Genomic DNA, 25,448 nt, shown 5'->3' with positions numbered 1-25,448 from the left:
CAATTGTCAATTGTCAATTCAACGAATTATTATGAAAACCATAATAATTCTTGCCGACGGTGCTGCCGATGAGCCTATTGAGGCACTAGGGTATAAGACGCCTTTGCAATTTGCGCATACCCCTTATATGGACAAATTGGCCTCTATGGGCGTTACCGGTCAAATGCGAACGGTGCCGGATGGGTTTCATCCGGGTAGTGAGGTGGCCAACCTGGCTGTCTTAGGATATGATCTCCCACGGGTGTATGAAGGAAGAGGGGTGTTGGAAGCGGCCAGTATAGGGGTGGAACTGCAACCCGACGAGATGGCTATGCGTTGCAACCTGATATGCGTGAAAGGAGAGATCCTGAAGAATCACTCTGCCGGACATATACATACGGAAGAGGCCGATGAGTTGATTCAATACCTGAATGAAAGATTGGGAACGGAACGGGTGAAATTCCATACAGGGGTTTCGTACCGACATCTGTTGGTGATTAAAAAAGGAGACAAACGATTGCATTGTACACCTCCTCATGATGTGCCTCTTCATCCTTTCCGGCCGTTATTAATCAAACCGGAGGTGGCCGAAGCGGAAGAAACGGCCCGGCTGTTGAATGAACTTATCCTGGAGTCACAAAAGATACTGATGGAGCATCCGGTGAATAAGAAACGTATAGCAGAAGGGAAAGATCCGGCAAACAGTATATGGCCCTGGTCTCCCGGCTATCGTCCGGCTATGCAGACCCTGCCGGATATGTATGGGTTTGAGAAAGGAGCTGTTATCTCGGCTGTTGATTTAATACGGGGAATAGGCGTCTATGCCGGACTACAAAATATACCGGTGGCGGGTGCTACCGGTTTGTATGATACCCATTATGAAGGAAAAGCCAAGGCGGCTTTGGAGGCCTTGAAGACGAATGACTTTGTTTATCTTCATATAGAGGCAAGTGATGAGGCCGGACATGAGGGCGATGTAAAGTTGAAAGTAAAGACTATCGAGTACCTGGATCAACGGCTTGTGCGAATAATCTATGATGAATTGCAAAGGTGGGATGAACCTGTGGCTATAGCGATCTTACCGGATCACCCGACGCCTTGTGCCTTACGTACACATACGAACAAGCCGATTCCTTTTATCTTGTATAAACCGGGAGAAGAACCGGACAATGTCACCTGTTATGATGAACAATCGGTGTTGAAAGGGAAATACGGTGTTTTAGAGAATGATCAATTTATGAAAGAATTATTGAAGAAATGAAATATTACAGTACAAATAAGAAAGCGCCACTTGCTTCTCTGGAAGAAGCTGTGGTTAAAGGTTTGGCGGGAGACAAAGGCCTGTATATGCCTGAACGTATAAATAGATTGGATCAGGATATTATTGCCAATCTGAAAAATATGTCTTTCCATGAAATAGCCTGTGTGGTGGCACGTGCTTTTTTTGCAGAAGATATAGAGCCGGATATCCTGGATCGTATAGTGAAAGAAACCCTTTCTTTTGAAACCCCTGTTGTACCTGTAACAGAGACTATATATAGTTTGGAGTTATTTCATGGACCAACCTTAGCCTTTAAAGATGTGGGTGCTCGTTTTATGGCTCGTTTGTTAGGCTATTTTGTGCAGAAAGAGGGTATCCAACAAGTCAATGTACTTGTGGCTACCTCCGGAGATACAGGTAGCGCTGTGGCAAACGGCTTCTTGGGAGTAGAAGGAGTGCATGTCTATGTGCTTTATCCCAAAGGCAAAGTAAGCCCTATCCAGGAATGTCAGTTTACTACACTCGGACAAAATATAACGGCATTGGAGATAGACGGTACCTTTGACGATTGCCAGGCTTTGGTCAAATCCGCCTTTATGGATGAAGAGTTGAATGAACATATGATGTTGACTTCGGCTAATTCAATCAATGTAGCCCGGTTTTTACCTCAGTCGTTTTATTACTTCAATAGTTATGCCCAATTAGACAAAATCGGAAAGGCAGACAACCTGGTGGTATGTGTGCCAAGCGGAAACTTTGGAAATATTACAGCCGGATTGTTCGCTCATCGGATGGGCTTACCTATAAAACGGTTTATTGCAGCCAATAACCGAAATGATGTGTTTTTGGAATACCTGCATACAGGTGTTTATACGGCACGGCCTTCTGTGGCAACGATCGCCAATGCAATGGATGTGGGTGATCCGAGCAATTTTGCGCGTATCCTGGACTTGTATGCTTCCCAAGGGGATGTTTGGCAAAATATACAACGTCTTATATCCGGGTATCGTTTTACGGATGAAGAGATTGCTTCTACCATAAAGCAGGTTTTTGAAAAAGAAAACTATCTGTTGGATCCACATGGGGCTTGTGCTTATCAGGCGTTGAAGAAAGGATTGCAGGCGGGAGAATCGGGTGTTTTCCTTGAAACAGCACATCCGGCCAAATTTAAAGGTACGGTAGATAAGATCTTGGCATCGGATATAGATATACCAATTAAGTTACAGGCTTTTATGAAAGGTGAAAAACAAAGTGTGGAGTTAGATACAAACTTTCTTACTTTCAAAAAGTATTTACTCGCGCAATAATCGTATCAGGAAGAAATGAAATTTTTTATTTCTTCCTTTTTTTTGTTGCATGATGTGTTATAAAGCATACTTAACGTCTTTTTAGATATTTAATCCTGCTTCTTTCGAGTTGTCTTTTATTTTTGATTTAAATCTGAAACATTATTTCAAATATGAAAACAACTCTTCCAAATATGGAAAAGAACGAGGACAATTACAAGGTACCCAATCTAGAGAAAGGCATTGCTGTACTGGAATATTTGTCTCTTCGTCCGGATGGGAAGTCGTTGCAGGAGATAAAGTTAGCCTTAGATATTTCACAGACTACAGCTTACCGTATTCTGAATACTTTAGTACGTTTGGATTATCTGTTGTATAACGAAGATAATAAACGTTATAAACTCTCCATGAAGATCCTTAATCTGGGTTTTCGTTCGTTAAATGAACATAATTTACTGGAAGCGGTGGTTCCGCGCCTGCGTGATCTCCGGGACAGGGTCAAAGAAACTGCCTGTTTTGGGGTCCTGGGGGATGAGAAAGGTATTTTTATAGAACAGGCACAGGGGCATCATACCTTTCGTTTTATGCTTTCACCCGGCAAACCTTTTGAACTGCACTGCTCCGCACCCGGAAAAGCGATTATGGCTTATCTGCCCAATACGGTACGGGAACGTTATCTCTCTTATATGAAGTTTGCGCGATATAATGCCCATACGATTACGAACCGACAAGATTATCTGGATGAATTAGAGAAGGTGCGCGAGAAAGGGTATGCTTTGGATAACGAAGAGGAAATGAGTGGTGTAATATGTATAGGTGCCCCGGTTTTTAATTATACCGGTTACCCCTGTGGGGCTATCTGGATATCGGGTCCCAAAGACCGATTGACAAGAGAAACTATACAGACATCAGTTATAGCAATAAAAGAGGTGGCTGTTCAGATATCCAATGAGTTGGGATATAGCAAAACGCAAAAAAGATAAATCAAATCTATGAAAACACACACAAAGAAGATTAAAAGTTTATGGATGGGATGTTTGCTCTGTTGTTGTCTGGGACTAGCAGCGGCGGATCATTCACCCTTTTTTACGACAGGTATTCAAATGAATGAGAAAGGGGAACTCTATCTTTCTCAAAAAGGAGTTAAACGCATAGATGTGTTTTCTCCGGATGGAAAGGTGTTGCTTCGTTCCTATCCGTTGAATGAGGTACCAACCGGTCTTTTGCTTGGAGAGGATAAAGTGTATATCACCACTTTTGAATCGAGAGGAAATTTGCAAATTCTTTCTTTGAAGTCGGGACAGATCGAAGCGACTATACCTACCGGATCGGGAAGCTGTTACCCGATTTATGGACCTGACAAGAAATATATATATGTATGTAATCAGTTTGCTAATACGGTGAGTGAGATTGATCCGGTCTCTTATAAGGTTTTACGGACCGTGCAGGTGCTTCGTGAACCGAAGTCTGCCGTATTTAGTAAAGATGGAAAATATTTATATGTCACGAACTTTCTGCCGGCTCAGCGGGCGGACCTGGATGTTGTGACCTGTTGTGTCTCAGTCATTGACAGGCAAACATTCAAAAAAGTAAAGGATATACCGCTGGCAAACGGAAGCAATGCGTTACGGGGTATTTGTGTGACTCCTGACGGAAAATATGTATATGTGTCTCATAATCTCGGACGCTTCACCGTTCCTACCTCTCAGTTGCAACAGGGGTGGATGAATACAAGTGCATTTAGCATAATAGATACGGAAAAACAAACATTTGCCGGAGCGATTCTGGTGGATGAACCGGAACGTGGAGCAGCCGGTGTTTGGGATATCCTATGTAACGAAACCTCTATTTTTGTGGCCCATTCGGGGACACATGAAGTGAGTGTGATCGACCATAAAGCCATGCTTGATAAATTTGAAAAATACCCCAATAAAGAACTTCTGGATTATGACCTGGGCTTTTTGTATGGTATGCGTGAAAGAATACCGATGACAGGGAATGGCCCTCGTATTATGACTTTGACGGACGATAAATTAATCGTTCCGACTTATTTTGCGGATATATTGAATGTGTTGGATGTACAGACATTGACTGTTACATCTACGGATATAAACCCGGGTCGTACAGAGTCGGCAGCAGAAAAAGGAGAGAAGTTCTTTAACGATGCAGCCAATTGTTTTCAGAACTGGCAGAGTTGTAACGGATGCCACCCGGGAGATGGGCGTATGGATGGAATGAACTGGGATTTAATGAATGATGGTGTGGGGAATTCCAAAAACTGCAAGAGTCTGCTTTATAGTCATGTGACACCTCCTTGTATGATATCCGGTATTCGCGCGAAAGCCGAAGTGGCTGTAGAGGCCGGATTTACACATATTCAATTTTATAATCTGGATGAAGAATCACTGGAATGTGTGAATGTGTATCTGAAAGGTTTGGAAGCCGTGCCAAGTCCTTATCTGGTAAATGGGCAGCTTTCAGAAAAAGCCAAAGAGGGACGTAAAGTGTTTGAACGATTGAAATGCGGTGATTGTCATAGTGGACCATACTATACTAACGGTAAATTATATCGTATTGGTGAAGATATCGAGTTTGATGCCGGATGGGATACACCCACCTTGCGGGAGGTATGGCGTACTGCTCCTTACCTTTTTGATGGCAGGGCGGCGACGATGCAGGATGTCTTTGAAATCCATAAACATGGAATTGATAAAAAAGTGTCGAAAAAGGACATAGAAGCATTGACTGAATATGTAAATTCTCTTTAATCCGAATAGAACGATAACCTGAGAACGTCTCAAGGGAAAAGAGGAAAAAGAAATAAAATGAATTATTGCGATAAAATAAAATATCATATCTATACGGCGGAAAAAAATGAATTTTCCGCTATGGTGGAGCAATTGCTGGCAAAGATACCGAGCCATGAGGTGGTATTACGCTTGGTTTTTTTCGGAACACCCAGTTCGAATAAAGAATATGTAACGCGCAAACGTCTGTTGCGAGAAAAAGTAGATAAACACTTTGGGGAAGCCCAACCGACCCTTAGTTATGTGTCGCAACCTCCATTGGATGCACCATTGATTGTCGAAGTGCATAGTCTATTGCCTGATCCGGATGACAGGATCCATTTTCGTTCGTTAGAAGAGAATCCCTATGTGGTGTTGGAGAATGCAGTCGGTCGATTTCTTTTTGCCGGAGGATTTCAGGGCGAAGTCGAACAAGATAGTATCCAACAACAATCAGAAGATGTATTTGATCAAGTGGAGGCGGTGCTTGAGAAAGAGCAGTTTCCGATAGAACAGATCACCCGTCAGTGGAATTATATAGAACGGATTACGTCATTCGAAGGAGAAGATCAGCATTATCAGGCATTTAATAATGCCCGGTCGGCTTATTATGCCCAGTCTAAGTGGACAAAGGGTTATCCTGCGGCTACCGGTATTGGGGCCAACCTGGGTGGGATTTTGGTGGATTTGGATGCTGTCGTTTTTCGGGATAAAGAGGCTTTTGTTACGGCTATTGATAATAAATTACAGGTGGCAGCACATGCCTATTCGGAGAACGTACTGGAAAATGCATGCAACCAAAAAACAACACCCAAATTTGAACGGGCAAAAAGTCTGACTTTGGGAGACCGGCGTTTGGTCTATATTTCGGGAACGGCAGCTATTCGTGGAGAAGAAAGTCTGCATGGTGTCGGGCTGGAGAAACAGTTGCAGATTACTATGGAGAATATAATGGAGCTGATTAACGATGCTACAATTAAATTACTCCGTGTATATCTCAAATATCCCGAAGATTATGAAGAAGCCGTTCGGTTGATGGATATGTATGCATTGAATATACCTATATCTTATATGTGGGCGGATGTATGCAGGGATGAGCTTTTGATAGAGATTGAAGGAATTGCTGTCGAATAAGAATAACATAAATAATTTACTATTAATAAACTTATGAAATCATGAAAAAAAAGAATGTAATCAAATCTCTCTGTATGGGCATATTTGTCCTCTCTATGATCTCTTGTTCTGCTGGTGGAAATAAGACGGCAGCGAACGAAGAAAGCTGTTGCGCAGATACTAATTGTAAAGATAAAAAAGAAATGAAGTATTCTAAAAAGTACACAAACGCCGATTTTTATACAGACGGCAAATTTAATGAAGCGGTAGCTATTGAAGCGATGAAAGACATGTTAAAGTTCTATGATCTACCTTTTACCGATTTTATGGAGAAGGAATTCTGGGTAGTAGACTTTGGTTTGGGTGATTTTGAAAACTTAGGAATGGGTGGTGTGTTCTGGGTAAATGACCAGGAACATAGTTATTTTGCCCATGCTATTTATTTGTTGCCCGGACAGATGATACCGGAACATGCACATGTGAAGACGGAATTTGCACCTAAATTCGAAAGCTGGATGGTGACAAAGGGTTGGTGTTATAACTTCTCAGAAATCGGAGATGAAACACCTAATGCACCTGTTATTCCGATGAAACATGGACCGATCAAAAGTAAAAGTTTCGTTGTGCAAAAGGTGGGTGATATCGTACATCTGAAGAAAGAAGAATCATTCCATTTCCTGATGGCTGGTCCGGAAGGAGCGATTGTGGATGAATGGGCTTCTTACCATGATGGTGCAGGTTTGCGTTTCTCCAATACGGAGGCTTCTCTATAAATGATGTTTAAGTAAATTCGTTATAAACCACATTGTATAACCTATAATAGATACATGAAAAAAATATTAATGGTATCGATACTCCTTTTTTCTGTTTTGTTTGCTTCTGCACAAAAGAAGCAAGCAAAACCGGAAAATTGGATCGATGCAGCTATTAAACAAAAACAAGAATTGCGGTCTATATTGACGAAAGCCGGAATGCCGGTAGAGTCGGCCTGGATCAAAGCAAAAGAAAAAGCGGTGCCTATTGCTGCAGATATCACAGGGCAGGATAAACTGGTCTTGATGACTTCGGCAGGTCCTGATGGAAATGATTGGGATTGGGGTACATGGGGCAATGCCAAATTGATTAAAGCCGACGGAACATCTGTTTGGCTGGATGAGTTGGATCCCTCTTTCTGGCGAAGTGGCTCGGGTAATATCCGTAAAAATCAGGATCTATATGGCCGTCCCATGACAATGGGAGGGGTGAAGTATGATCATAGTGTACTTTGTCATGCCGATGGAGTGATGATCTTTGATGTCAACAAGGAATATATACGCTTTGAAGCAGAGGTCGGTATTGCCGATCAATCGACTGTAGGCAGCGTTTATTTCCGGATTGTGAATATGTACCCACAGGAGGAAGCAGCCAAGCTAATGGAACGTTTTCCTGTGGAACTGAGTCAACTCTCATTGAACCTGGATGGACTGGAGAGTTGGTTGACAGCTACCGATGCTTCTGTGGAGAGAACAGCTGTTCTTGCTTTATTGGATAAGTTGAAGAAGAATGATCATTTTAAGGCAGCTATAGCGGCTGTTGAAAAAGAGACAAATATAGACAATCAGATACGTGCTTACCTGAATTTGTATGAACGGATGTATTATGTGTATACACTTCAGGGGGATCTGGAATGGTTGAATATGGAGGCTATTCATTTGGCTTTTGCCGATATGAAACGCATGAAGAATTTTGATGCAGCCACTTATCAATCACTCATGGATGAACTGGAGAGTCTGGTGAAAAAAGGTTTTGATGGAATCTATACAGAAGATGCAGAGGCATTAGCTGCTGCCGAGAAGGCTCTTCAAAACAAAAAAACGATCCTGTTTGCCAATCCATTATTGGATGGGGATAAGGTGGTCGCCTCCCGTTATATTTTAGGTAATCGTGCCCGTCGTGCGATGGCACCTGAATTGGGAACGCAGGCAAATAACTGGAGCAACCAGGAATCAGCACGCCGAAAGGGCTTCAATGCAGAAATTGTTGAATTGACCAATCTGCGTGGGGACATACAAATGCGTCCGGTTTATAAACCGGAAACAACCGGTTCGATAGCTGACCTGAAGTTGCATTGGAATGGTGAAAAGGTGATGTTTACCACGCTGATGCCGGATAACCGCTGGAATCTTTTCGAGGCAAGACTAGACGGTAGCGAAAGCAAACCGATAATAGAAATGCTTGAACCCGACTTGGAATTTTATGATGGTACATGGTTGCCTGACGGACGAATAATTGCAAACTCTAACATCGGTTACCACGGTGTTCCTTGTGTCAGTGGTTCTGATCCTGTAGGAAATATGGTTCTGTATGATCCGAAGACAAAGAATATGCGTCGTCTGACATTCGACCAGGATGCAAACTGGAATCCGGTACTTATGCATAACGGACGTGTCATGTATACCCGTTGGGAATATACCGATCTTACACATTATTATTCGCGTATTGTGATGCATATGAATCCGGATGGAACAGAGAATAAAGCTTTATGGGGGAGTGGAAATATGTTTCCGAACTCAACATTCGACATTCAACCCTTGCCGGGACATTCCTCTGCTTTTTCCGGAATCATTTCCGGCCATCATGGTGTGGCACGTTCAGGACGTCTGATTTTGTTTGATCCGACCAAAGCACGTAAAGGGGCTGCTGGTATGATACAGGAAATACCATTCCGCAACCGTCCGATCGTAGAGTTGATCAAAGACGAACTGGTCAATGGTGTGTGGCCGCAGTTTATTAAACCGACACCTCTGGATGACAAATATTTCCTTGTTGCAGCGAAGCTGACTCCGGATGACCTGTGGGGACTTTATCTGGTCGATGTCTTTGATAATGTGACTTGCTTACAGAAAGTAGAAGGTGAAGGATACATTAGTCCTATTGTCGTGCGTAAGACTCAGACTCCTCCGGTTATTCCGGATCGGGTGAAGTTGAATGAAAAAGAGGCGACTGTCTTTATTCAGGATATCTATGAAGGAGAAGGCTTACGTGATATACCGAAGGGTACGGTGAAAGAACTTCGTCTGCATGCCTATGAATATGCTTATTTAAAAACAACATCTGACCACAACTGGCATGGTATTCAGAGTGGTTGGGATATCAAACGCTTTCTGGGTACTGTTCCGGTAGAAGAAGATGGTTCTGTTATATTCAAAATTCCGGCAAATACACCGGTCTCTATCCAACCGGTAGATGAAAAGGGAGCGGCTGTGCAGTGGATGCGTAGCTGGTTTACTGGACAGCCGGGTGAGGTCGTTTCTTGTATAGGTTGTCATGAGGATCAGAATCAGATACCTATTCCCAAACGTGTAATTGCTTCGCAGAAGGCACCCAAGCCATTGACGTTACCGGAAGGGGGCGTTCGCTCGTTTACGTTTGATTTGGAAGTACAACCTATTCTGGATCGGGCCTGTATAACCTGTCACACAGGTGAACGTAAGGCATTTGATCTGCGTGGAGGAACAAAAGATAAACGTGGGTATGGAACATCTTATTTGAACCTGCATCCATATGTGCATCGTCAAGGACCGGAAGCGGATATTATTGTTTTACAACCTTATGAATATCATGCGAATACCAGTGAATTGGTGCGTGTGTTGAAAAAAGGACACTACAATGTGGAACTGACAGATGCGGAATGGCGTAAGTTGTATCAATGGATTGACTATAATGCTCCCGATAAGGGATATTTCAATGCAGATACAATTAAAACTTTCCCTTACAAAGGATATCCGCAGATTGATCGCCGTATCGAATTGATGAATAAATATGCCTGTGATATGGGGGTTGACTGGAAGAAAGAAATTGCCGATTATGCCGATTACTTGAAATCGAAAGGGGAGATTGCTCCAGTGAAACCGAAACCGGTGGCTCCTGTAAAAGAAAAGGTGCTTAAGGTGAAAGGTTGGCCTTTTGGAACAGAAGAAATCAAATCCATGTTGGCAAAAGAAACAGAAACACGTAAAGAAATAGAGATTGCACCTGGTGTGAAATTGACATTTGTACGTATTCCTGCCGGTCAGTTTGTAATGGGTAGTTACAATGGTGAATCCGATGCCTATCCTACTGCTAAAGTAAATATTAATAAAGCATTCTGGATGGCCGAGGTAGAGATCACCAATGCACAGTATAATGTAATCTATCCGAATCATGACAGTCGTTATGTCGATCAGTTGTGGAAAGACCATGTGAATGCAGGATATCCGGCCAACTTACCGGAACAACCTGTTATTCGTGTGAGCTATCAGGATGCTATGGAATATTGTAAACAGCTGAGTGCAAAGACCGGTTTGAATATTACATTGCCTACCGAAGCACAATGGGAATGGGCTTGCCGCGCAGGTAGTGACGAGGACTTTTGGTATGGTGATCTGAATGCAGACTTCGGTGTGAAGGAAAACCTGGCAGATAAAACAACCAATAAGTTTGCCGTAAGTGGTGTTGACCCACAACCGATGTCGGAAAAAGCATTCTGGTATCCGTATTATACTTATCTGCCCAAAGCAGAAAATGTAGATGACGGATATATGATCCAGACAGATTCTAAAAAGTTCGAAGCCAATCCATTTGGTTTGTACAGTATGCATGGAAACATAGCAGAATGGACCCGCTCGGATTATTTGCCTTATCCATATAAAGAAAAGTCAAAAGTAGCCTCCGAATTTAAGGTGGCTCGTGGAGGATCTTATATAGAAAGGCCTAAATTTTCAACAGCATATGCACGAAAAGCATATTATCCATGGCAACGTGTATATAATGTGGGTTTCCGGGTTATTATTGAAGATTAAATTGTATAGAAGTTGGAAGTAAAAGAACGAAAGGTTTGCATAATATATCTATTTTTGCTTTTTGCATTTTACTTCCAACTTTTAAAAAGAATAATATGAAAACAAAGATTGAACAAATCTTCTCTTCTTACCTTACAACGATTGTTTTATTGGTTGTTTATGCCGTAGGTTTGGCTGTCGCTACTTTTATTGAAAAGTATCATGGAACCTTGGCTGCCAAGGCAATGGTTTATTATTCTCCTCTTTTTTTTCTGTTGCAATTCCTACTGGTCGTAAATTTTATTACGGTTGTCGTAAAACGTCAGGTATGGAAACAGAAAAAGTGGGGGATGATATTTGTTCATTCTGCTTTTATTGTTATTTTATTGGGAGCTTTGGTCTCTCATATTTTTGGAGAAGAAGGTATCCTGCACCTGCGTGAGGGTGAATCGAATAATCGAATAGCTATTAGAACCTCAAAGGATACTTATTTTAAAACCTTACCTTTTGAAGTTGAATTGATCAAATTTACATTGACTCGTTATCCCGGCTCTTCCAGTCCGTCTTCTTACGAGAGTGAACTATGGGTACATGTGGATGGGGAAACCCGTAAGGAGAGAGTCTACATGAATAATATACTGGATGTCAAAGGATATCGTTTTTTTCAGGCTTCTTATGATAAGGATGAGGGAGGAACTGTCTTATCTGTAAATAAGGATGTGGCGGGAAGAAATATTACTTATACGGGCTATCTGTTGTTATTGGCGGGACTCGTGTTAAGTCTATTAGGGAAACATACGCGGTTTATGTATTTAAGCCGTCGTTTAAAGGAGCTACGAAAGGAGACTTTTATGACTCTTCTGTGTTTATCTGTCTTTGGTATGTGTTCTTCTTTGGCTGCCCAAGAGATTCCTTCCCCTATGTTCGCTACGATACAAAAATATGCGATAGAAGCAGAGCATGCAGCTAAGTTCAGTGAATTACCTATTCAGTCCTCCAACGGACGTATGCTTCCGGTGAATACCTTTTCCTCTGAAATATTACGAAAATTGCATAAGTCCGATAAAATCGGAACACTCAACTCTGATCAGTTTCTTATCAGTTTGGTTACTTTGCCGGATATGTGGATGCGTGTCCCCTTTATCATACAGTCGAATGAAGAATTGTCCTCTCACTTCAATTTGTCGAAGGGGATGTGTGCATATATTGAAATGTTTGATGATAAAGGTAATTACAAACTTCAACAACGTTTGGAAGATGCCTATAATAAAATGCCGGCAGAACGCAGTTCTTTTGATAAAGATCTGATGAAATTGGATGAGAAGGTGAATATTATGCATCAGTTGATAAATCATCAGATGCTGAATCTTTTCCCCCAGGAAGATGATCCCAATCATACCTGGTATGCTCCCGGAGATGATCTTTCGAGTTTTCAAGGAAAAGACTCTCTCTTTGTTTCCCAGATATTTCCCTGGTACCTGGGAGAAATACAGGGTGCTTTGCAAAGTGGAGATTGGTCCAAAGCAGATGAGATTGTCGAAATGATATATACTTATCAGAAAGCAAAAAATAAAACCCTGGATATAAATCCTAAACGTATTCGGGCGGAGATTCACTATAACCGGATGGATATTTTCCGGCAATGTAAAAAAGGGTATCTTATCCTTGGGGGACTTATGCTCATTTTCTCTTTTGTCTCATTATTTAAACAGGAGAGAGGCATGAAGTATATTTCGTGGCTCTTGGGAACCGGAGTCTTTATTGTCTTTCTTTTTCATATGGCTGGTATGGGTGTCCGTTGGTATATTGCCGGACATGCACCCTGGAGTAATTCCTATGAGACAATGGTTTATGTGGCATGGGCAACTGTGTTTGCCGGTTTGTTGTTTGCAAGACGCAGTCCTGTCACTTTTTCACTGGCTACCTTATTTGCAGGTATTATTTTATTTGTTTCCGGATTAAACTGGATGGATCCGGAAATCAATCCTTTGGTGCCTGTGTTGAAGTCCCCCTGGTTGATGTTTCATGTGGCTGTTATTGTCGGAGCTTATGGATTCTTTGGCATTAGCTGTTTGATCGGTTTGACCAACCTGGTTATGATACTTTTCCTTAAAGCAAAGAATATTGTCCTATTTTCTGTACGAATACGTGAATTGAGCATAATAAATGAAATGTCTTTATTGATAGGGCTGGCTTTAATGACTATAGGTACTTTTTTGGGAGCTGTTTGGGCGAATGAATCCTGGGGACGCTATTGGGGATGGGACCCGAAAGAAACCTGGGCGTTGATCACAATGGTTGTTTATGCTATTACGCTGCATTTACGTCTGGTGAAAAAATGGGATAATCCCTGGTTATTTAATCTAATGTCCGTATTGTCGTTTGCTTCTGTATTGATGACCTTTTTCGGAGTCAATTATTTTTTGAGCGGAATGCATTCTTATGGACAGAATGATCATGTAAATAATATATTTATCTATTTGTATGGAGCTGCTATTATAGTGTCGATACTGGCTGTTTTTTCCCGGTGGAAGTATAAAAAGACGATTGGGATAGATGAAAGATAAAAATAGGAAATAACTTAATATTAATAATTAAATCGAAAGAATCATGAGAACATTTAATCACGTAGGAATTATCACTACAGAGAAAAAAGAGGGTGCTGTATATAATGAAGGTTTGAGTGTATGGTTAACCGACTATAGTAAAAGCCCAAACAAAATAGAATGGCTGAAGTTTGAAGAAGGTAGCTGTTTGCCTGAGTTGGTACAGCAAGAAACACATATGGCTTATACAGTACCTGACCTGGCCAAAGAACTGGAAGGGAAAAAAGTGATTTTTGGCCCGGCTGTATGTGATGAACACCTGACTATCGCTTTTATAGAAGAAGAAGGTATTGCTGTAGAAATTATGGAAATTAAGTAAGAAATATAAACCTTATAAAGAAAAAACAAAATGTCTGAAATGAAAACGAAGTTTATCAATGACCCTATGCAGGTGACTCCAGAGTTATTGGAAGGGTATGTATTAGCATATAGTGACAAAGTAAAAATGGGAGGCGAAAACATTGTTGTACGTGCTAACCCCAAAAGTGAAGAGAAAGTAGCGATTGTTACTTTAGGAGGTTCCGGACATGAACCTGCATTAAGCGGATTCGTGGGTGAAGGTATGCTCGACTGTTCGGTGGTAGGAGATGTATTTGCCGCACCAGGAGCTCAACGTTTATTCCAGGCCTTACAATTGATGAAACGTGAAGTCGGTATATTGTTGGTAGTATTGAATCATGCGGGTGACGTGATGAGTGCCAATATGGCTTGCCAACTGGCTGAACGGGCAGGTATAAAGGTAAAACGCATCATGACACACGATGATATCAGTGCCGGTTTGGATGCTTCGGACGATGATCGTCGGGGCTTGGCCGGTTGTGTTCCTTTATTCAAGATATTGGGAGCTGCCTCAGAAGAAGGTAAATCATTGGATGAATTGATTGAAATAGGAGAACGCTATAATAAGAATGTGGCAACGCTGGCTGTGGCTATGCGTTCTTGTACGCACCCGCAAAATAATGCAACTATTTCTGATCTACCGGAAGGTATCATGGAAATAGGCATGGGACAACACGGAGAAGGCGGAGGTGGTCAAAGAGCCTTGGTGTCAGCAGATGATACAGCAGCCCAGATGGTAGACCTATTGTGTCAGAAGCTGAAACCAAAAAGCGGAGATAAGTTAATGCTTATCATTAATGGAGTCGGTGCCACTACTCAGATGGAATTGAATATTGTTTTCCGTAAGGCTTATAAAGACTTGGTTGCACGCGGTATGGAAATAGCAGAATCCCGCATTCAGGAAATCCTGACTGTACAGGAACAAGCTGGTTTTCAGATGATCATAGGCATCTTGGATAACGATCATATTCACTATTTTAAGAAACAGGCGGATGCTCCTTATTGGACAACAATAGGCAAATAAAAAGATGACGAATTTGACCATTGAGGCTTTTAAAGCCATGCTGAATAATGCGCTTCTCCGTATCAAAGCGCGGGAAGATGAATTTTCCCAATTGGATGCGATCATAGGTGATGGTGATCATGGAACAGCTATTGTGACAGCTTTTACGGCAGTAACCAAAGCGGCTCAAAACGGTACTGAGTTTAAATCCATGTTGGGAGATATGGGGATGGGGGTAATGCTTGAAGTAAGTGGTTCGACCAGTACCCTGTTAGGCGCATTCCTTTTGGGCATGAGTGACCATGCGCAGGGAACCGAATTGGATGCTGCCGGTGTAAAGGCTATGTTTGCCGGAGGGCTTGCCAATGTACAACAACAAACGCAGGCCAAACGGGGAGACAAAACCATGATGGATGCTTTAATTCCAGCCGTAGAAGCGATGCAAGCTTCCTCTTCGGCGGATATTAAAGAAATCCTGCAGGCAGGAGCTGATGCAGCTTTGAAAGGGGCAGAAGAGACTGTGCAGATGAAAGCAAATTTCGGACGTGCCCGTAATTACGGGGAACGTTCTATCGGATCGGCTGATAGCGGTGCGACTTCTTGGAGTTGTATGTTTGCCGCATTTGCAGAAGCATTGTAATAATTAATAATACAAAGAAGGACTGTTTCTGTATGCAAAAGGGAAACAGTTCCTTCTTGAAAAAAGAAAAATATGGCAGATTTAGATGATTTACGTGAAGGTGCAGACTTTGGTTTAGGTATTGCTTCTTCTTCTCAGACTTTTCATGTGAAAGGAGCGGCAAATTTACCCTGGGGGATGAAGGACAGATTGTCCCGTATCTTTAATCCGAAAACAGGAAAGTCTGTAATGTTGGCTTTTGACCACGGTTTTATTATGGGACCGACATCCGGTTTGGAACGTATCGATTTGCATATCGTTCCTCTTATTGAATATGCTGATTGTATCATGTGTACGCGTGGTATTTTACAATCTTCTGTTCCGGCAAATGTGAACAAACCGATTTGTCTTCGTTCGGATGCCGGCACTTCTATTTTGACCGAATTGAATGACAATGTATTGATAGATATAGAAGATGCTATTCGCTTGAATGTATCCGCTATGGCTGTAATGTTGTCTATTGGTGATAGTGCTTATGAAGCTAAAACAGTGGCCAACTTGTATAAGGCAGTTGATTTGGGCAGTCGTTACAATATTCCGGTAATGGGAGTAACTGCTGTGGGTAAACAGATGGCCCGCGATGCCCGTTATTTCGGTTTAGCCTCTCGTCTGTGTGCAGAAAACGGAGCCAATATAGTCAAAACCTATTATTGTGAAGGTTTTGAAAAAGTAGCTGCGGCTTGTCCGGTACCTGTTGTTATTGCCGGAGGTAAAAAATTACCGGAAAAAGAGGCATTGGAACTCTGTTATAATGCAATTAATGATGGTGCTGCAGGTGTAGATATGGGACGTAATGTTTTCCAAAGCGATGCGCCCGCTGCTATGATTCAGGCTGTGCATGCGGTAGTGCATGATGGCTTAACTCCTGATCAAGGACATGAATTGTTTTTGGATTTATCCAAATAAAAAAATAAAAGGGTGTTTCATAAGGTTGTACCTTGGAGACACCCTTTTTGCTGCGGGCTTCCCATGCAATTACAAATCTGTACAGATTTAAAACGATAAAGTTATTTCTTATACCCGATACGATATGAAAAAGAGACTTGTTTTATTGTTAATGACCTTGTTTGTTGCCATGTATGTTATGGCAGAAAAGAAAGTAGACCGTTTATTATTAGCTGGTTCCGGATGGAATAAGATAGTTATTATAGATAAAGAAACAAAAAAAGTAGAATGGGAGTACCCATTGGAAAGAGGGTGGGAGTGTAATTCGGTTGCAATGACTCCTGAGGGACATATCCTTTTTTCTTATAGACGGGGAGCCAAACTGGTCACTTATGACAAACAAGAAATATGGAATATAGAAGCCCCGCAGGGTACGGAAATACAAACAGCAAAGGTTTTGCCGAATGGGAATTGCCTGTTAGGACGCTGTGGTACCCCAACGGTGCTAATGGAGGTGAACGCAAAAGGAGAGATCGTATCCCAAACCGAATTTGAAACAAAATTGGAAAGGCCTCATTCCCAATTCAGGCAAGTGACTAAAAATGAACAAGGGAACTATATGATTCCACTTCTTGGAGCTTCTGAAATATGGGAGGTTTCCCCTGCAGGGAAAGTACTCCATTCTGTGAAGATAGAGGGAAGCCCTTTTGGAATGGCTCCTCTACCTAATGGCAACTGGTTGGTTGGATGTGGTGATTCTCACTTTTATATAGAATTGAATTATAAAACAGGAGAAGTTCTCCGTAAAGTGAATGCCAAAGACATTGATGGAGTTACTCTCTTCTTTGTTGCCCAATTGCAACCGACGAAAGACGGAGGATTGTATATATGTAACTGGCAGGGGCATGATAAGAATGCTTCGGAAGCTAATTCTCCTCAGTTAATAGAGTTGGATGCTTCGGGGAAAATGGTCTGGAACTTGAATGACAACGCTTCGTTTGGGATGATTTCGGCTATTTGCCCTCTTTGATAATTCGTTTACCTTTGTCAGACTGTTAACTGAACGATCTAAACTATTAAATAGTATGAATTTAGAACTTATTGATGTATTGATCATTGCACTCTACCTGGTCGTAATGATTATTATCGGATTGGTGCTTAAGAAGCGGGCTTCCAAAAACCTTGACTCTTACTTTCTGGGGGGAAAAACACTGCCTTTTTATATGTTGGGGCTATCCAATGCTTCGGGTATGTTTGATATTTCCGGTACGATGTGGATGGTTTACCTGGCATTTGTCTATGGACTTAAGAGTCTTTGGGTTCCCTGGCTTTGGCCGGTCTTCAATCAGATTTTCTTGATGGTCTACTTATCCATTTGGTTACGCCGTTCCAATGTGTTGACTGGTGCGGAATGGATTCGAACCCGGTTTGGATATGGGAGAGGTGCTAATTTATCGCATACGGTAGTGATTCTCTATGCGGTTATAGGGGTGTTGGGCTTTTTGAGTTATGGGTTTATCGGAATCGGTAAATTCATGGAGATATTCTTCCCTTGGGAAGTTGTCTCTCAGTTTGTACCCTTTGATGTGGCTCCTGAATATGTGCCTCATTTGTATGGTATATTCTTTACGACTATTGCTACTTTTTATGTGATGTTAGGAGGTATGCTGAGCATTGTGTGGACAGATGTGGTACAGTTTGGCATTATGACAGTGGCAGGTGTCGTGATAGCTGCTATTGCCATGATGAAGGTCAGTCCGGATATGTTGGCCGCCCATGTACCAGCAGGTTGGGATTCTCCTTTCTTTGGATGGACACTCGATTTGGATTGGAGTAACCTCATACCTTCTGTCATGGATAAAATGGCGCTTGACCAATATAACCTGTTCACCGTTTTTGTCATGATGATGCTTTTCAAAGGAGTCTTTTTAAGCATGGCCGGTCCGGCACCGAATTACGATATGCAGAAGATTTTGGCTTGTAAAAGTCCTAAGGAAGCCGCTTTAATGAGTGGTTCCGTCCCGGTTATTTTGTTGATTCCCCGTTACCTTATGATTATGGGATTCGCAGTCCTGGCTATTGTTTTTTTCAGTGACGACTTCAATGCCATGGGATCGGCTGTCGATTTTGAAACAATATTGCCACGGGCTATCAGCGAATTTGTTCCTGTTGGATTGGCCGGACTATTATTAGCCGGTTTGTTGGCAGCATTTATGTCAACATTTGCTTCCACAGTCAATGCAGCACCCGCTTATCTGGTGAATGATGTATATCTGAAATATATCAATCCGAAGGCATCAAATAAAACGCAGATCCGGGCGAGTTATATTATCTCTGTATCTGTGGTAGTCATCAGCACGGTTATAGGATTTTTTGTATTGAATATTAATTCGGTTCTTCAATGGATCGTTTCGGCATTGTATGGAGGTTATATTGCTGCGAACTTATTGAAATGGCATTGGTGGCGTTTCAATGGATACGGTTATTTCTGGGGGATGTTGGTCGGTATTGTGGCTGCTATGATTGTACCTCAGTTTTTTCCCCATACATTGCCTTTGTATTATTTCCCCGTATTGATGGGAGTCTCTCTTATCGGATGTATAGTGGGTACATTATTAACAGAACCGACCGATGAAGAGACACTTATTGATTTTTACATTCGGGTACGTCCTTGGGGATTTTGGGGACCTGTTGCCACAAAAGCCTGCGAACGTTATCCACAGGTAAAACGAAATACACATTTCAAAAGAGATATGTTCAATATAGCTGTAGGCATTCTCTGGCAATCTTGTCTGACTATCATACCGATGTATATTGTGATTAAAGAGGGATTCCCCTTGTTTACCTCTATACTCATTCTGGGTATTACAACATTGATTTTGAAGAAAAACTGGTATGATAAGATGAACAAAGAAGAAAAAGAATATGATATGTTAATGAGCGAAATTAATCTGAAAGAAAAAAATATACAATCATGAATGACTTAAAAATAGAAGGAGCCCCGCTTCCTGATATGCCCTGGCAGGATCGCCCGGCAGACAGCAAGGCGGTTTTATGGAGATATTCCGAAAATCCGGTGATTCCACGTGATATCATTTCTACATCCAATAGTGTGTTTAACAGTGCGGTTGTCCCTTTCAAAGGAGGTTATGCCGGGGTGTTTCGTTGTGATGACACTTGCCGGCGTATGCGTTTACATGTCGGTTTCAGTGCGGATGGCATTCATTGGCATATTTCGGAAACGAAACTGGAATTTGAATCGGAAGACGAAGAGATAGGCAAGTTTGTTTACGGATATGATCCGCGTGTTTGTTTCATCGAAGACCGTTATTATGTAACTTGGTGTAATGGTTATTACGGACCGACAATAGGGGTGGCTTATACGTATGACTTCGAGACTTTTCATCAACTGGAAAATGCCTTTTTGCCATTTAACCGGAACGGGGTGATGTTCCCTCGTAAGATCAAGGGCAATTATGCCATGTTGAGTCGTCCGAGTGATAACGGACATACCCCTTTTGGAGATATATTCTTCAGCGAATCCCCCGATATGTGTTTCTGGGGTAAACATCGTCATGTGATGGCCCCTTCGCCTTTCGAGGAGAGCGCCTGGCAAAGCATGAAAATCGGAGCCGGTCCTATTCCTATTGAAACATCGGAAGGCTGGTTACTTATATACCATGGGGTATTGCTTTCCTGTAACGGTTATGTGTATAGTTTTGGAGCGGCCATCCTGGATTTGGATGAACCGTGGAAAGTAAAATACCGTTCACGTCCTTATCTGATTTCTCCTCAAAAAGAGTATGAGTGTGTAGGAGATGTACCGAATGTGACTTTCCCCTGTGCCGCTTTACACGATCCTGAAACGCGCCGGATAGCCATTTATTATGGCTGTGCCGATACGGTTACCGGATTGTGTTTTGGATATATCGATGAGATAATTGAGTTTACAAAGAAAAATGCGATGTAATTGATTTAACATCGTTTGGAATTAGGCCAATGTTTGGGGTATTTGTTAATGCAAAGAGATATCCTGCCATTGGCCCTTTATGAGTTCACGGGTGGATTTGAATCCGGCTTTTTGGAGCAGAGAAAAGACTTCTATGCGTCCGGCATTCACCAAATCAGGGAAATGACAGTCTGAATTAACCATGATGGGTATATTCTTTTCTTGTAACAAAGAATAATAGTGTACATGCGGGAAAGACTGCTGTTTGCGTAGCATATTTTTGGTGTTGATTTCCACCATCAATCCTTTTTCAGCGATAAGGTCGATGCAGGCATAAAGAGCCTCTTTATACCAACTGGCCTCGAATGAAAAACCCGGATAACGGTGTCCGTTCTGATAAATCTTATCAAGATGCCCGACAATATCAATGCCTCCGGCGTTCACCATTTTCAGTGTGGAGTCATAGTAATGTTCTACCACTTTACGGATATCCCCCTCATAAGACCGGTCTATGGCTTGTGCAAACTCTTCATAGGGCCCGTCAATGCATACCATATTCTCTTCTAATAGATTAGAAGATTGGGGTAAAAAATGAACGGAACCGATACGATAATCCAAAGGAAGCTCCTGGAAATAAGGAATGGATGGATTGAAAGTCTGATCCAGGTAATCGATCTCCAGACCGACATACACCTCTATCTGTTTGTCGTATTTTTTCTTTAACCGATCAATCTCCGCCAGGTATTCCGGCATGTCGACTTTCGACATATTCCAAAATGTTTCAAAAGGCAGGGGAGAGTGGGAGGAAAACCCATAGGCTCTGAATCCATTGGATAGGGCAAATTTCAGAAAATCTTCCGGACTGCTTCGACCGTCACAAAAGGTGCAATGACTGTGATAGTTGCTTAACTGCATGAATCTGTTTGGGGAATAGATTGAAAGAAGAGATAGTTGACGGGAAATGTCAACTATCTCTTCTTTTATTTATTGAATAACACCGAGTTCTTTTCCTACTTTTATAAAGCTGGTAATGGCTTTATCCAAGTGTTCCCGTTCGTGACCTGCCGATAATTGCACACGGATACGGGCTTGCTCTTTCGGTACAACCGGATAATAAAAACCGGTCACATATATACCTTCTTCCTGCATACGAGTAGCAAAGTCCTGAGACAATTTAGCATCGTATAACATAACCGCACAGATAGCCGATTGCGTTGGTTTTATATCAAAACCTGCTGTCATCATTTTCTCACAGAAATAGGTGACATTTTCCATTAGTTTGCTGTGAAGAGCATCACTTTCTTTCAATATCTTGAACATCTCCAGGCTGGCACCAACAATAGCCGGAGCCAATGAGTTAGAGAAGAGATAAGGACGTGAGCGCTGACGCAATATATCGATGATTTCTTTTTTACCCGTAGTGAAACCTCCCATGGCACCCCCGAAAGCTTTACCCAATGTGCCAGTGAAAATATCAATTTTCCCGTAACTGTTGAATTGCTCGGCTACTCCCCGTCCGGTAGGACCAACTACTCCGGCCGAATGTGATTCGTCCACCATCACCAGGGCATCATATTTCTCTGCTAAAGCGCATATCTTATCCATAGGGGCTACATTCCCATCCATAGAGAAGACTCCGTCTGTGGCAATGATGCGGAAGCGTTGTGCTTGTGCTTCCTGTAGACAACGCTCTAAGTCTGCCATATCCGCATTGGCATACCGGTAGCGTTTGGCTTTACACAACCGGACTCCATCAATGATGGAAGCATGGTTTAATGCATCGGAGATGATAGCATCTTCTTCAGAAAGCAACGGTTCGAATAAACCTCCGTTTGCATCAAAACAAGCCGCATAGAGAATAGTGTCTTCTGTTTTGAAATAATCCGAAATAGCAGCTTCCAACTCTTTGTGAAGATCTTGTGTGCCACAGATGAAACGAACTGAAGACATACCGTATCCATGTGTATCCAAGGTGCGTTTAGCCGCATCAACCAGACGTTTGTTGTCAGAAAGTCCCAGGTAATTATTCGCACAAAAGTTCAATACATGATTACCGCCTTTCACTTCGATATCAGCCCGTTGCGGGGTGGTGATAATACGTTCGTTTTTATACAATCCGGCAGCCTGGATATTTTCCAGTTCTGCTGTCAGAAATTCTTTCATTTTTCCGTACATACGTTTTGTTTTTTTGTTAGTATAATAGATTCTGATTGGTACTATATTCCGTATCAACTCACCCGACAAAGGTCTTACTTTTTTCTCATACTTGCATGAAAAAAAAGAAGAAAAAAGACGCAAACTATTTAATTCTATCTACCTTTGTCGCGAAAAAAACTTAACAATCATAAACGCGTCAACGAATGAAAAATGTTTTAGTGATAGGCTCTACCGGACAGATTGGTTCGGAATTGACCTTGAAATTAAGAAGTATTTACAATGGAAATATAGTAGCCGGTTATATTCCTGGCGCAGAACCTAAAGGTGAACTGTTGGAAACCGGTCCATCTGCCGTTGTAGACATTACAAATGCAAAGCAAATTGCCGAAACCATCTCCAAGTACGAGATTGACACGATCTACAATTTAGCTGCCCTTTTGTCTGCTGTTGCAGAAGCAAAGCCACAACTCGCCTGGAAGATAGGAATGGATGGGCTTTTTAATGTATTGGAAGTGGCTCGTGAATCGGGTTGTGCCGTTTTTACCCCCAGCTCGATCGGAGTGTTCGGAAGCAATTCACCGAAAGACAATACCCCACAGGATACGATCCGTAATCCCAAAACAATGTATGGAGTAACAAAAGTTTCCGGTGAACTATTGAGTGATTATTATTTCACCCGTTTTGGTGTGGATACCCGTTCGGTACGATTCCCCGGATTGATTTCTTATGTAACTCCTCCCGGTGGAGGTACTACCGATTATGCCGTGGATATCTATTATTCCGCAGTGAAAGGGGAGACCTTTGAATGTCCTATTGCTGCCGGAACATTTATGGATATGATGTATATGCCGGATGCGCTGCGTGCGGCGATAGAGATTATGGAAGCCGATGCCTCTAAGTTTGTGCATCGTAATTCCTTTAATGTGACAGCCATGAGTTTTGATCCTGAAATTATTACGGCCAATATCCGTAAATATATTCCCGAATTGAAAGTCGATTATAAGGTGGATCCTTTGCGACAGGCTATCGCTGATTCATGGCCGAACTCATTGGATGATACATGCGCCCGTGAAGAATGGGGATGGAAGCCGGAATATGACCTGGATCGCATGACACAGGATATGATAACGAAACTGAAAGAGCGTCTCGTATAATTCCGTTCGATAGATAAAGAAAAGGGTTGTCCGTAGTGGGCAACCCTTTTTTATTGCAGGAAATCCGGATCACCCCGGTAAATAGTGGAAGGTTTCAGATGGGGTGATTCGTTATTTTCTTATGCCGTTGTTTGACGATTCAATGCCCGGATATCTGCTCCTGATATATTTTGGAAAGCTTCCAGTCCAAATTCCGGGATAATAGCCAGGATATGATCGAATATATCGGCCTGAATACTTTCATAGAATATCCATCTTTTTTCGGCAGAGAAGAAATACAGTTCGATAGGAATCCCTTTTTCTGTAGGTTGCAAATGACGCACCATGCAAGTCAATTCCTTACTTACATCCGGATGATTGCGTAAATAACGCTCCAGATAGGCGCGAAAAACACCCAGGTTTGTCTGACGACGCCCATTCACCTGGATACTATTATCAATCTGATTCTTTTCGTTATATTGACGGAGCTCGGCTTCCTTTTGGTCGATATATTCGGTGAGTAAGTCTATCTTTCTGTATTTTCCTAACATTTCGGGCGTACAAAAGCGGACACTGTTCATATCGATATTGATCGAACGTTTGATGCGTCGGCCGGGCGAATCACTCATGCCCCGCCAATTCTGGAATGAGTCACTCACCAAAGAATAAGGAGGAATTGTTACGATCGTATTGTCAAAGTTCCTCACTTTAATGGCATTCAGGGTAACGTCTATGACTGTACCGTCTGCCCCGTATTTGTTCATGGTGATCCAGTCACCCGGACGTAACATATCATTGGCCGATAATTGTATGCCTGCGACAAATCCAAGTATGGAATCTTTGAATACCAACATCAACACGGCCGCAGAAGCTCCCAGGCCGGCAAATAGTTTAGCCGGGGATTCGCTTATCAGTATGGAAATAATAAGGATTATGCCGATAAACAGAAGGAGGAGCTGTATGACTTGTATAAATCCTTTGATGGATTTGCCTGTAACAGCCGCCCGGCGGTTATATAACTCATTGACCAGGTTCAGAGAAGCATTGATGAAACGCAAGGAGACGGCAATGATATAGATCTTGCAGACTTTTTGCAACAGTAATAAGATGATTGGACTGTCCCAAGGCGCAAAAGCGATAGGCAATAAGATATAAATCAGGATGGCAGGAATGACGTTGATTATCTTATGAATGATTTTCCGGTCGAGAATCAAATCATCCCAGTCTGTCTTTGTACGTACGGCTATGCGTTTGAATATACCGATAATTATATGGTTACATACATAATCGACTACGAAAGCCAAAAGGAGGATAAGTAATAAAATGATAATATTGTCCCAATATCCCACTGTACTTTCAATAATTCCCCACTCCAGGAGTGTTTCTGTAATCCATTCTTGCATATTATTCATTTTTTCTGATTTTAGTATCGTGCAAAGCTATAAAAAATAGAGAAACAAAGCAGCTTTATCC

19 protein-coding genes are annotated in these 25,448 nt (G+C 42.1%); 16 read left to right on the top strand and 3 right to left on the bottom strand.

The genetic code is table 11. From position 1 onward, the window contains the following. Positions 1–31 precede the first annotated feature (31 nt). The 15 genes from D0T51_RS04865 to D0T51_RS04795 all read left to right on the top strand — a co-directional run bounded on the left by D0T51_RS04865 (position 32) and on the right by D0T51_RS04795 (position 20,706). On the top strand, positions 32–1,240 hold the full coding sequence (locus D0T51_RS04865) for a cofactor-independent phosphoglycerate mutase (protein WP_163725953.1): 1,209 nt from the start codon (positions 32–34) through the stop codon (positions 1,238–1,240). After that, positions 1,237–2,547, top strand: coding sequence for a threonine synthase (thrC, locus tag D0T51_RS04860; RefSeq protein WP_163725951.1), 1,311 nt, complete (start codon positions 1,237–1,239; stop codon positions 2,545–2,547). The genes D0T51_RS04865 and thrC overlap by 4 nt, the downstream gene beginning before the upstream one ends. Positions 2,548–2,699: 152 nt before the next feature. Continuing rightward, positions 2,700–3,509, top strand: a complete 810-nt coding sequence (locus D0T51_RS04855; RefSeq protein WP_163725948.1) for an IclR family transcriptional regulator — start codon at positions 2,700–2,702, stop codon at positions 3,507–3,509. A gap of 9 nt (positions 3,510–3,518) precedes the next feature. Next, positions 3,519–5,294: a YncE family protein gene (locus tag D0T51_RS04850; protein ID WP_163725945.1), complete on the top strand. Its 1,776-nt coding sequence runs from the start codon at positions 3,519–3,521 to the stop codon at positions 5,292–5,294. Between the two features lie 57 nt (positions 5,295–5,351). After that, a complete protein-coding gene (locus D0T51_RS04845) occupies positions 5,352–6,446 on the top strand; it encodes an endoribonuclease L-PSP (protein WP_163725942.1) in 1,095 nt (364 codons plus the stop codon). 41 nt (positions 6,447–6,487) lie between these two features. Next, the gene (locus D0T51_RS04840) at positions 6,488–7,198 is read left to right on the top strand and encodes a hypothetical protein (protein ID WP_163725940.1); all 711 of its coding nucleotides are present in this window, start codon (positions 6,488–6,490) and stop codon (positions 7,196–7,198) included. Between the two features lie 69 nt (positions 7,199–7,267). After that, a complete protein-coding gene (locus D0T51_RS04835; protein ID WP_203583325.1) occupies positions 7,268–11,245 on the top strand; it encodes an SUMF1/EgtB/PvdO family nonheme iron enzyme in 3,978 nt (1,325 codons plus the stop codon). 95 nt (positions 11,246–11,340) lie between these two features. Next, entirely contained in the window at positions 11,341–13,791 is a 2,451-nt protein-coding gene (gene ccsA / locus D0T51_RS04830) for a cytochrome c biogenesis protein CcsA (RefSeq protein ID WP_163725934.1), read from the top strand. A gap of 43 nt (positions 13,792–13,834) precedes the next feature. Continuing rightward, a complete protein-coding gene (locus tag D0T51_RS04825) occupies positions 13,835–14,149 on the top strand; it encodes a hypothetical protein (RefSeq protein ID WP_163725932.1) in 315 nt (104 codons plus the stop codon). Positions 14,150–14,179: 30 nt separating this feature from the next. Continuing rightward, the gene (locus tag D0T51_RS04820; RefSeq protein WP_163725929.1) at positions 14,180–15,193 is read left to right on the top strand and encodes a dihydroxyacetone kinase subunit DhaK; all 1,014 of its coding nucleotides are present in this window, start codon (positions 14,180–14,182) and stop codon (positions 15,191–15,193) included. Between the two features lie 4 nt (positions 15,194–15,197). Continuing rightward, a complete protein-coding gene (locus tag D0T51_RS04815) occupies positions 15,198–15,812 on the top strand; it encodes a DAK2 domain-containing protein (protein WP_163725927.1) in 615 nt (204 codons plus the stop codon). Positions 15,813–15,884: 72 nt separating this feature from the next. Continuing rightward, positions 15,885–16,757 carry a 3-hydroxy-5-phosphonooxypentane-2,4-dione thiolase gene (lsrF, locus tag D0T51_RS04810; protein ID WP_163725925.1) on the top strand — a complete coding sequence of 291 codons (873 nt, stop codon included), beginning with the start codon at positions 15,885–15,887 and terminating at the stop codon, positions 16,755–16,757. Between the two features lie 124 nt (positions 16,758–16,881). Next, a complete protein-coding gene (locus D0T51_RS04805) occupies positions 16,882–17,766 on the top strand; it encodes a hypothetical protein (RefSeq protein WP_163725923.1) in 885 nt (294 codons plus the stop codon). Positions 17,767–17,821: 55 nt separating this feature from the next. Further along, the gene (locus D0T51_RS04800) at positions 17,822–19,714 is read left to right on the top strand and encodes a sodium:solute symporter family protein (protein WP_163725920.1); all 1,893 of its coding nucleotides are present in this window, start codon (positions 17,822–17,824) and stop codon (positions 19,712–19,714) included. After that, positions 19,711–20,706 (top strand): glycoside hydrolase family 130 protein, encoded by a 996-nt coding sequence (locus tag D0T51_RS04795; RefSeq protein ID WP_163725917.1) that lies wholly within the window; start codon positions 19,711–19,713, stop codon positions 20,704–20,706. The genes D0T51_RS04800 and D0T51_RS04795 overlap by 4 nt, the downstream gene beginning before the upstream one ends. A 45-nt stretch (positions 20,707–20,751) precedes the next feature. Here the strand turns inward: D0T51_RS04795 and D0T51_RS04790 are convergent, their stop codons facing one another. After that, positions 20,752–21,600: a histidinol-phosphatase gene (locus tag D0T51_RS04790; RefSeq protein WP_163725914.1), complete on the bottom strand. Its 849-nt coding sequence runs from the start codon at positions 21,598–21,600 to the stop codon at positions 20,752–20,754. 69 nt (positions 21,601–21,669) lie between these two features. Next, positions 21,670–22,860 carry a glycine C-acetyltransferase gene (gene kbl / locus D0T51_RS04785; protein WP_163725911.1) on the bottom strand — a complete coding sequence of 397 codons (1,191 nt, stop codon included), beginning with the start codon at positions 22,858–22,860 and terminating at the stop codon, positions 21,670–21,672. A 185-nt stretch (positions 22,861–23,045) separates the two neighbouring features. On the opposite strand from kbl, the gene D0T51_RS04780 reads away from it, so the two are divergent. Then, positions 23,046–23,996, top strand: a complete 951-nt coding sequence (locus tag D0T51_RS04780; RefSeq protein ID WP_163725907.1) for an NAD-dependent epimerase/dehydratase family protein — start codon at positions 23,046–23,048, stop codon at positions 23,994–23,996. 119 nt (positions 23,997–24,115) lie between these two features. On the opposite strand, the gene D0T51_RS04775 is transcribed toward D0T51_RS04780, so the two are convergent. Next, positions 24,116–25,387, bottom strand: coding sequence for a mechanosensitive ion channel family protein (locus tag D0T51_RS04775; protein ID WP_163725904.1), 1,272 nt, complete (start codon positions 25,385–25,387; stop codon positions 24,116–24,118). Between the last annotated feature and the right edge of the window lie 61 nt (positions 25,388–25,448).

The organism is Parabacteroides sp. 52, assembly GCF_010500925.1.
In the GTDB taxonomy this organism is placed as follows: Bacteria; Bacteroidota; Bacteroidia; order Bacteroidales; family Tannerellaceae; genus QVMG01.
Note: the sequence above shows the minus strand (reverse complement) of the source record. Positions and strands in the feature narration are given on the sequence as shown.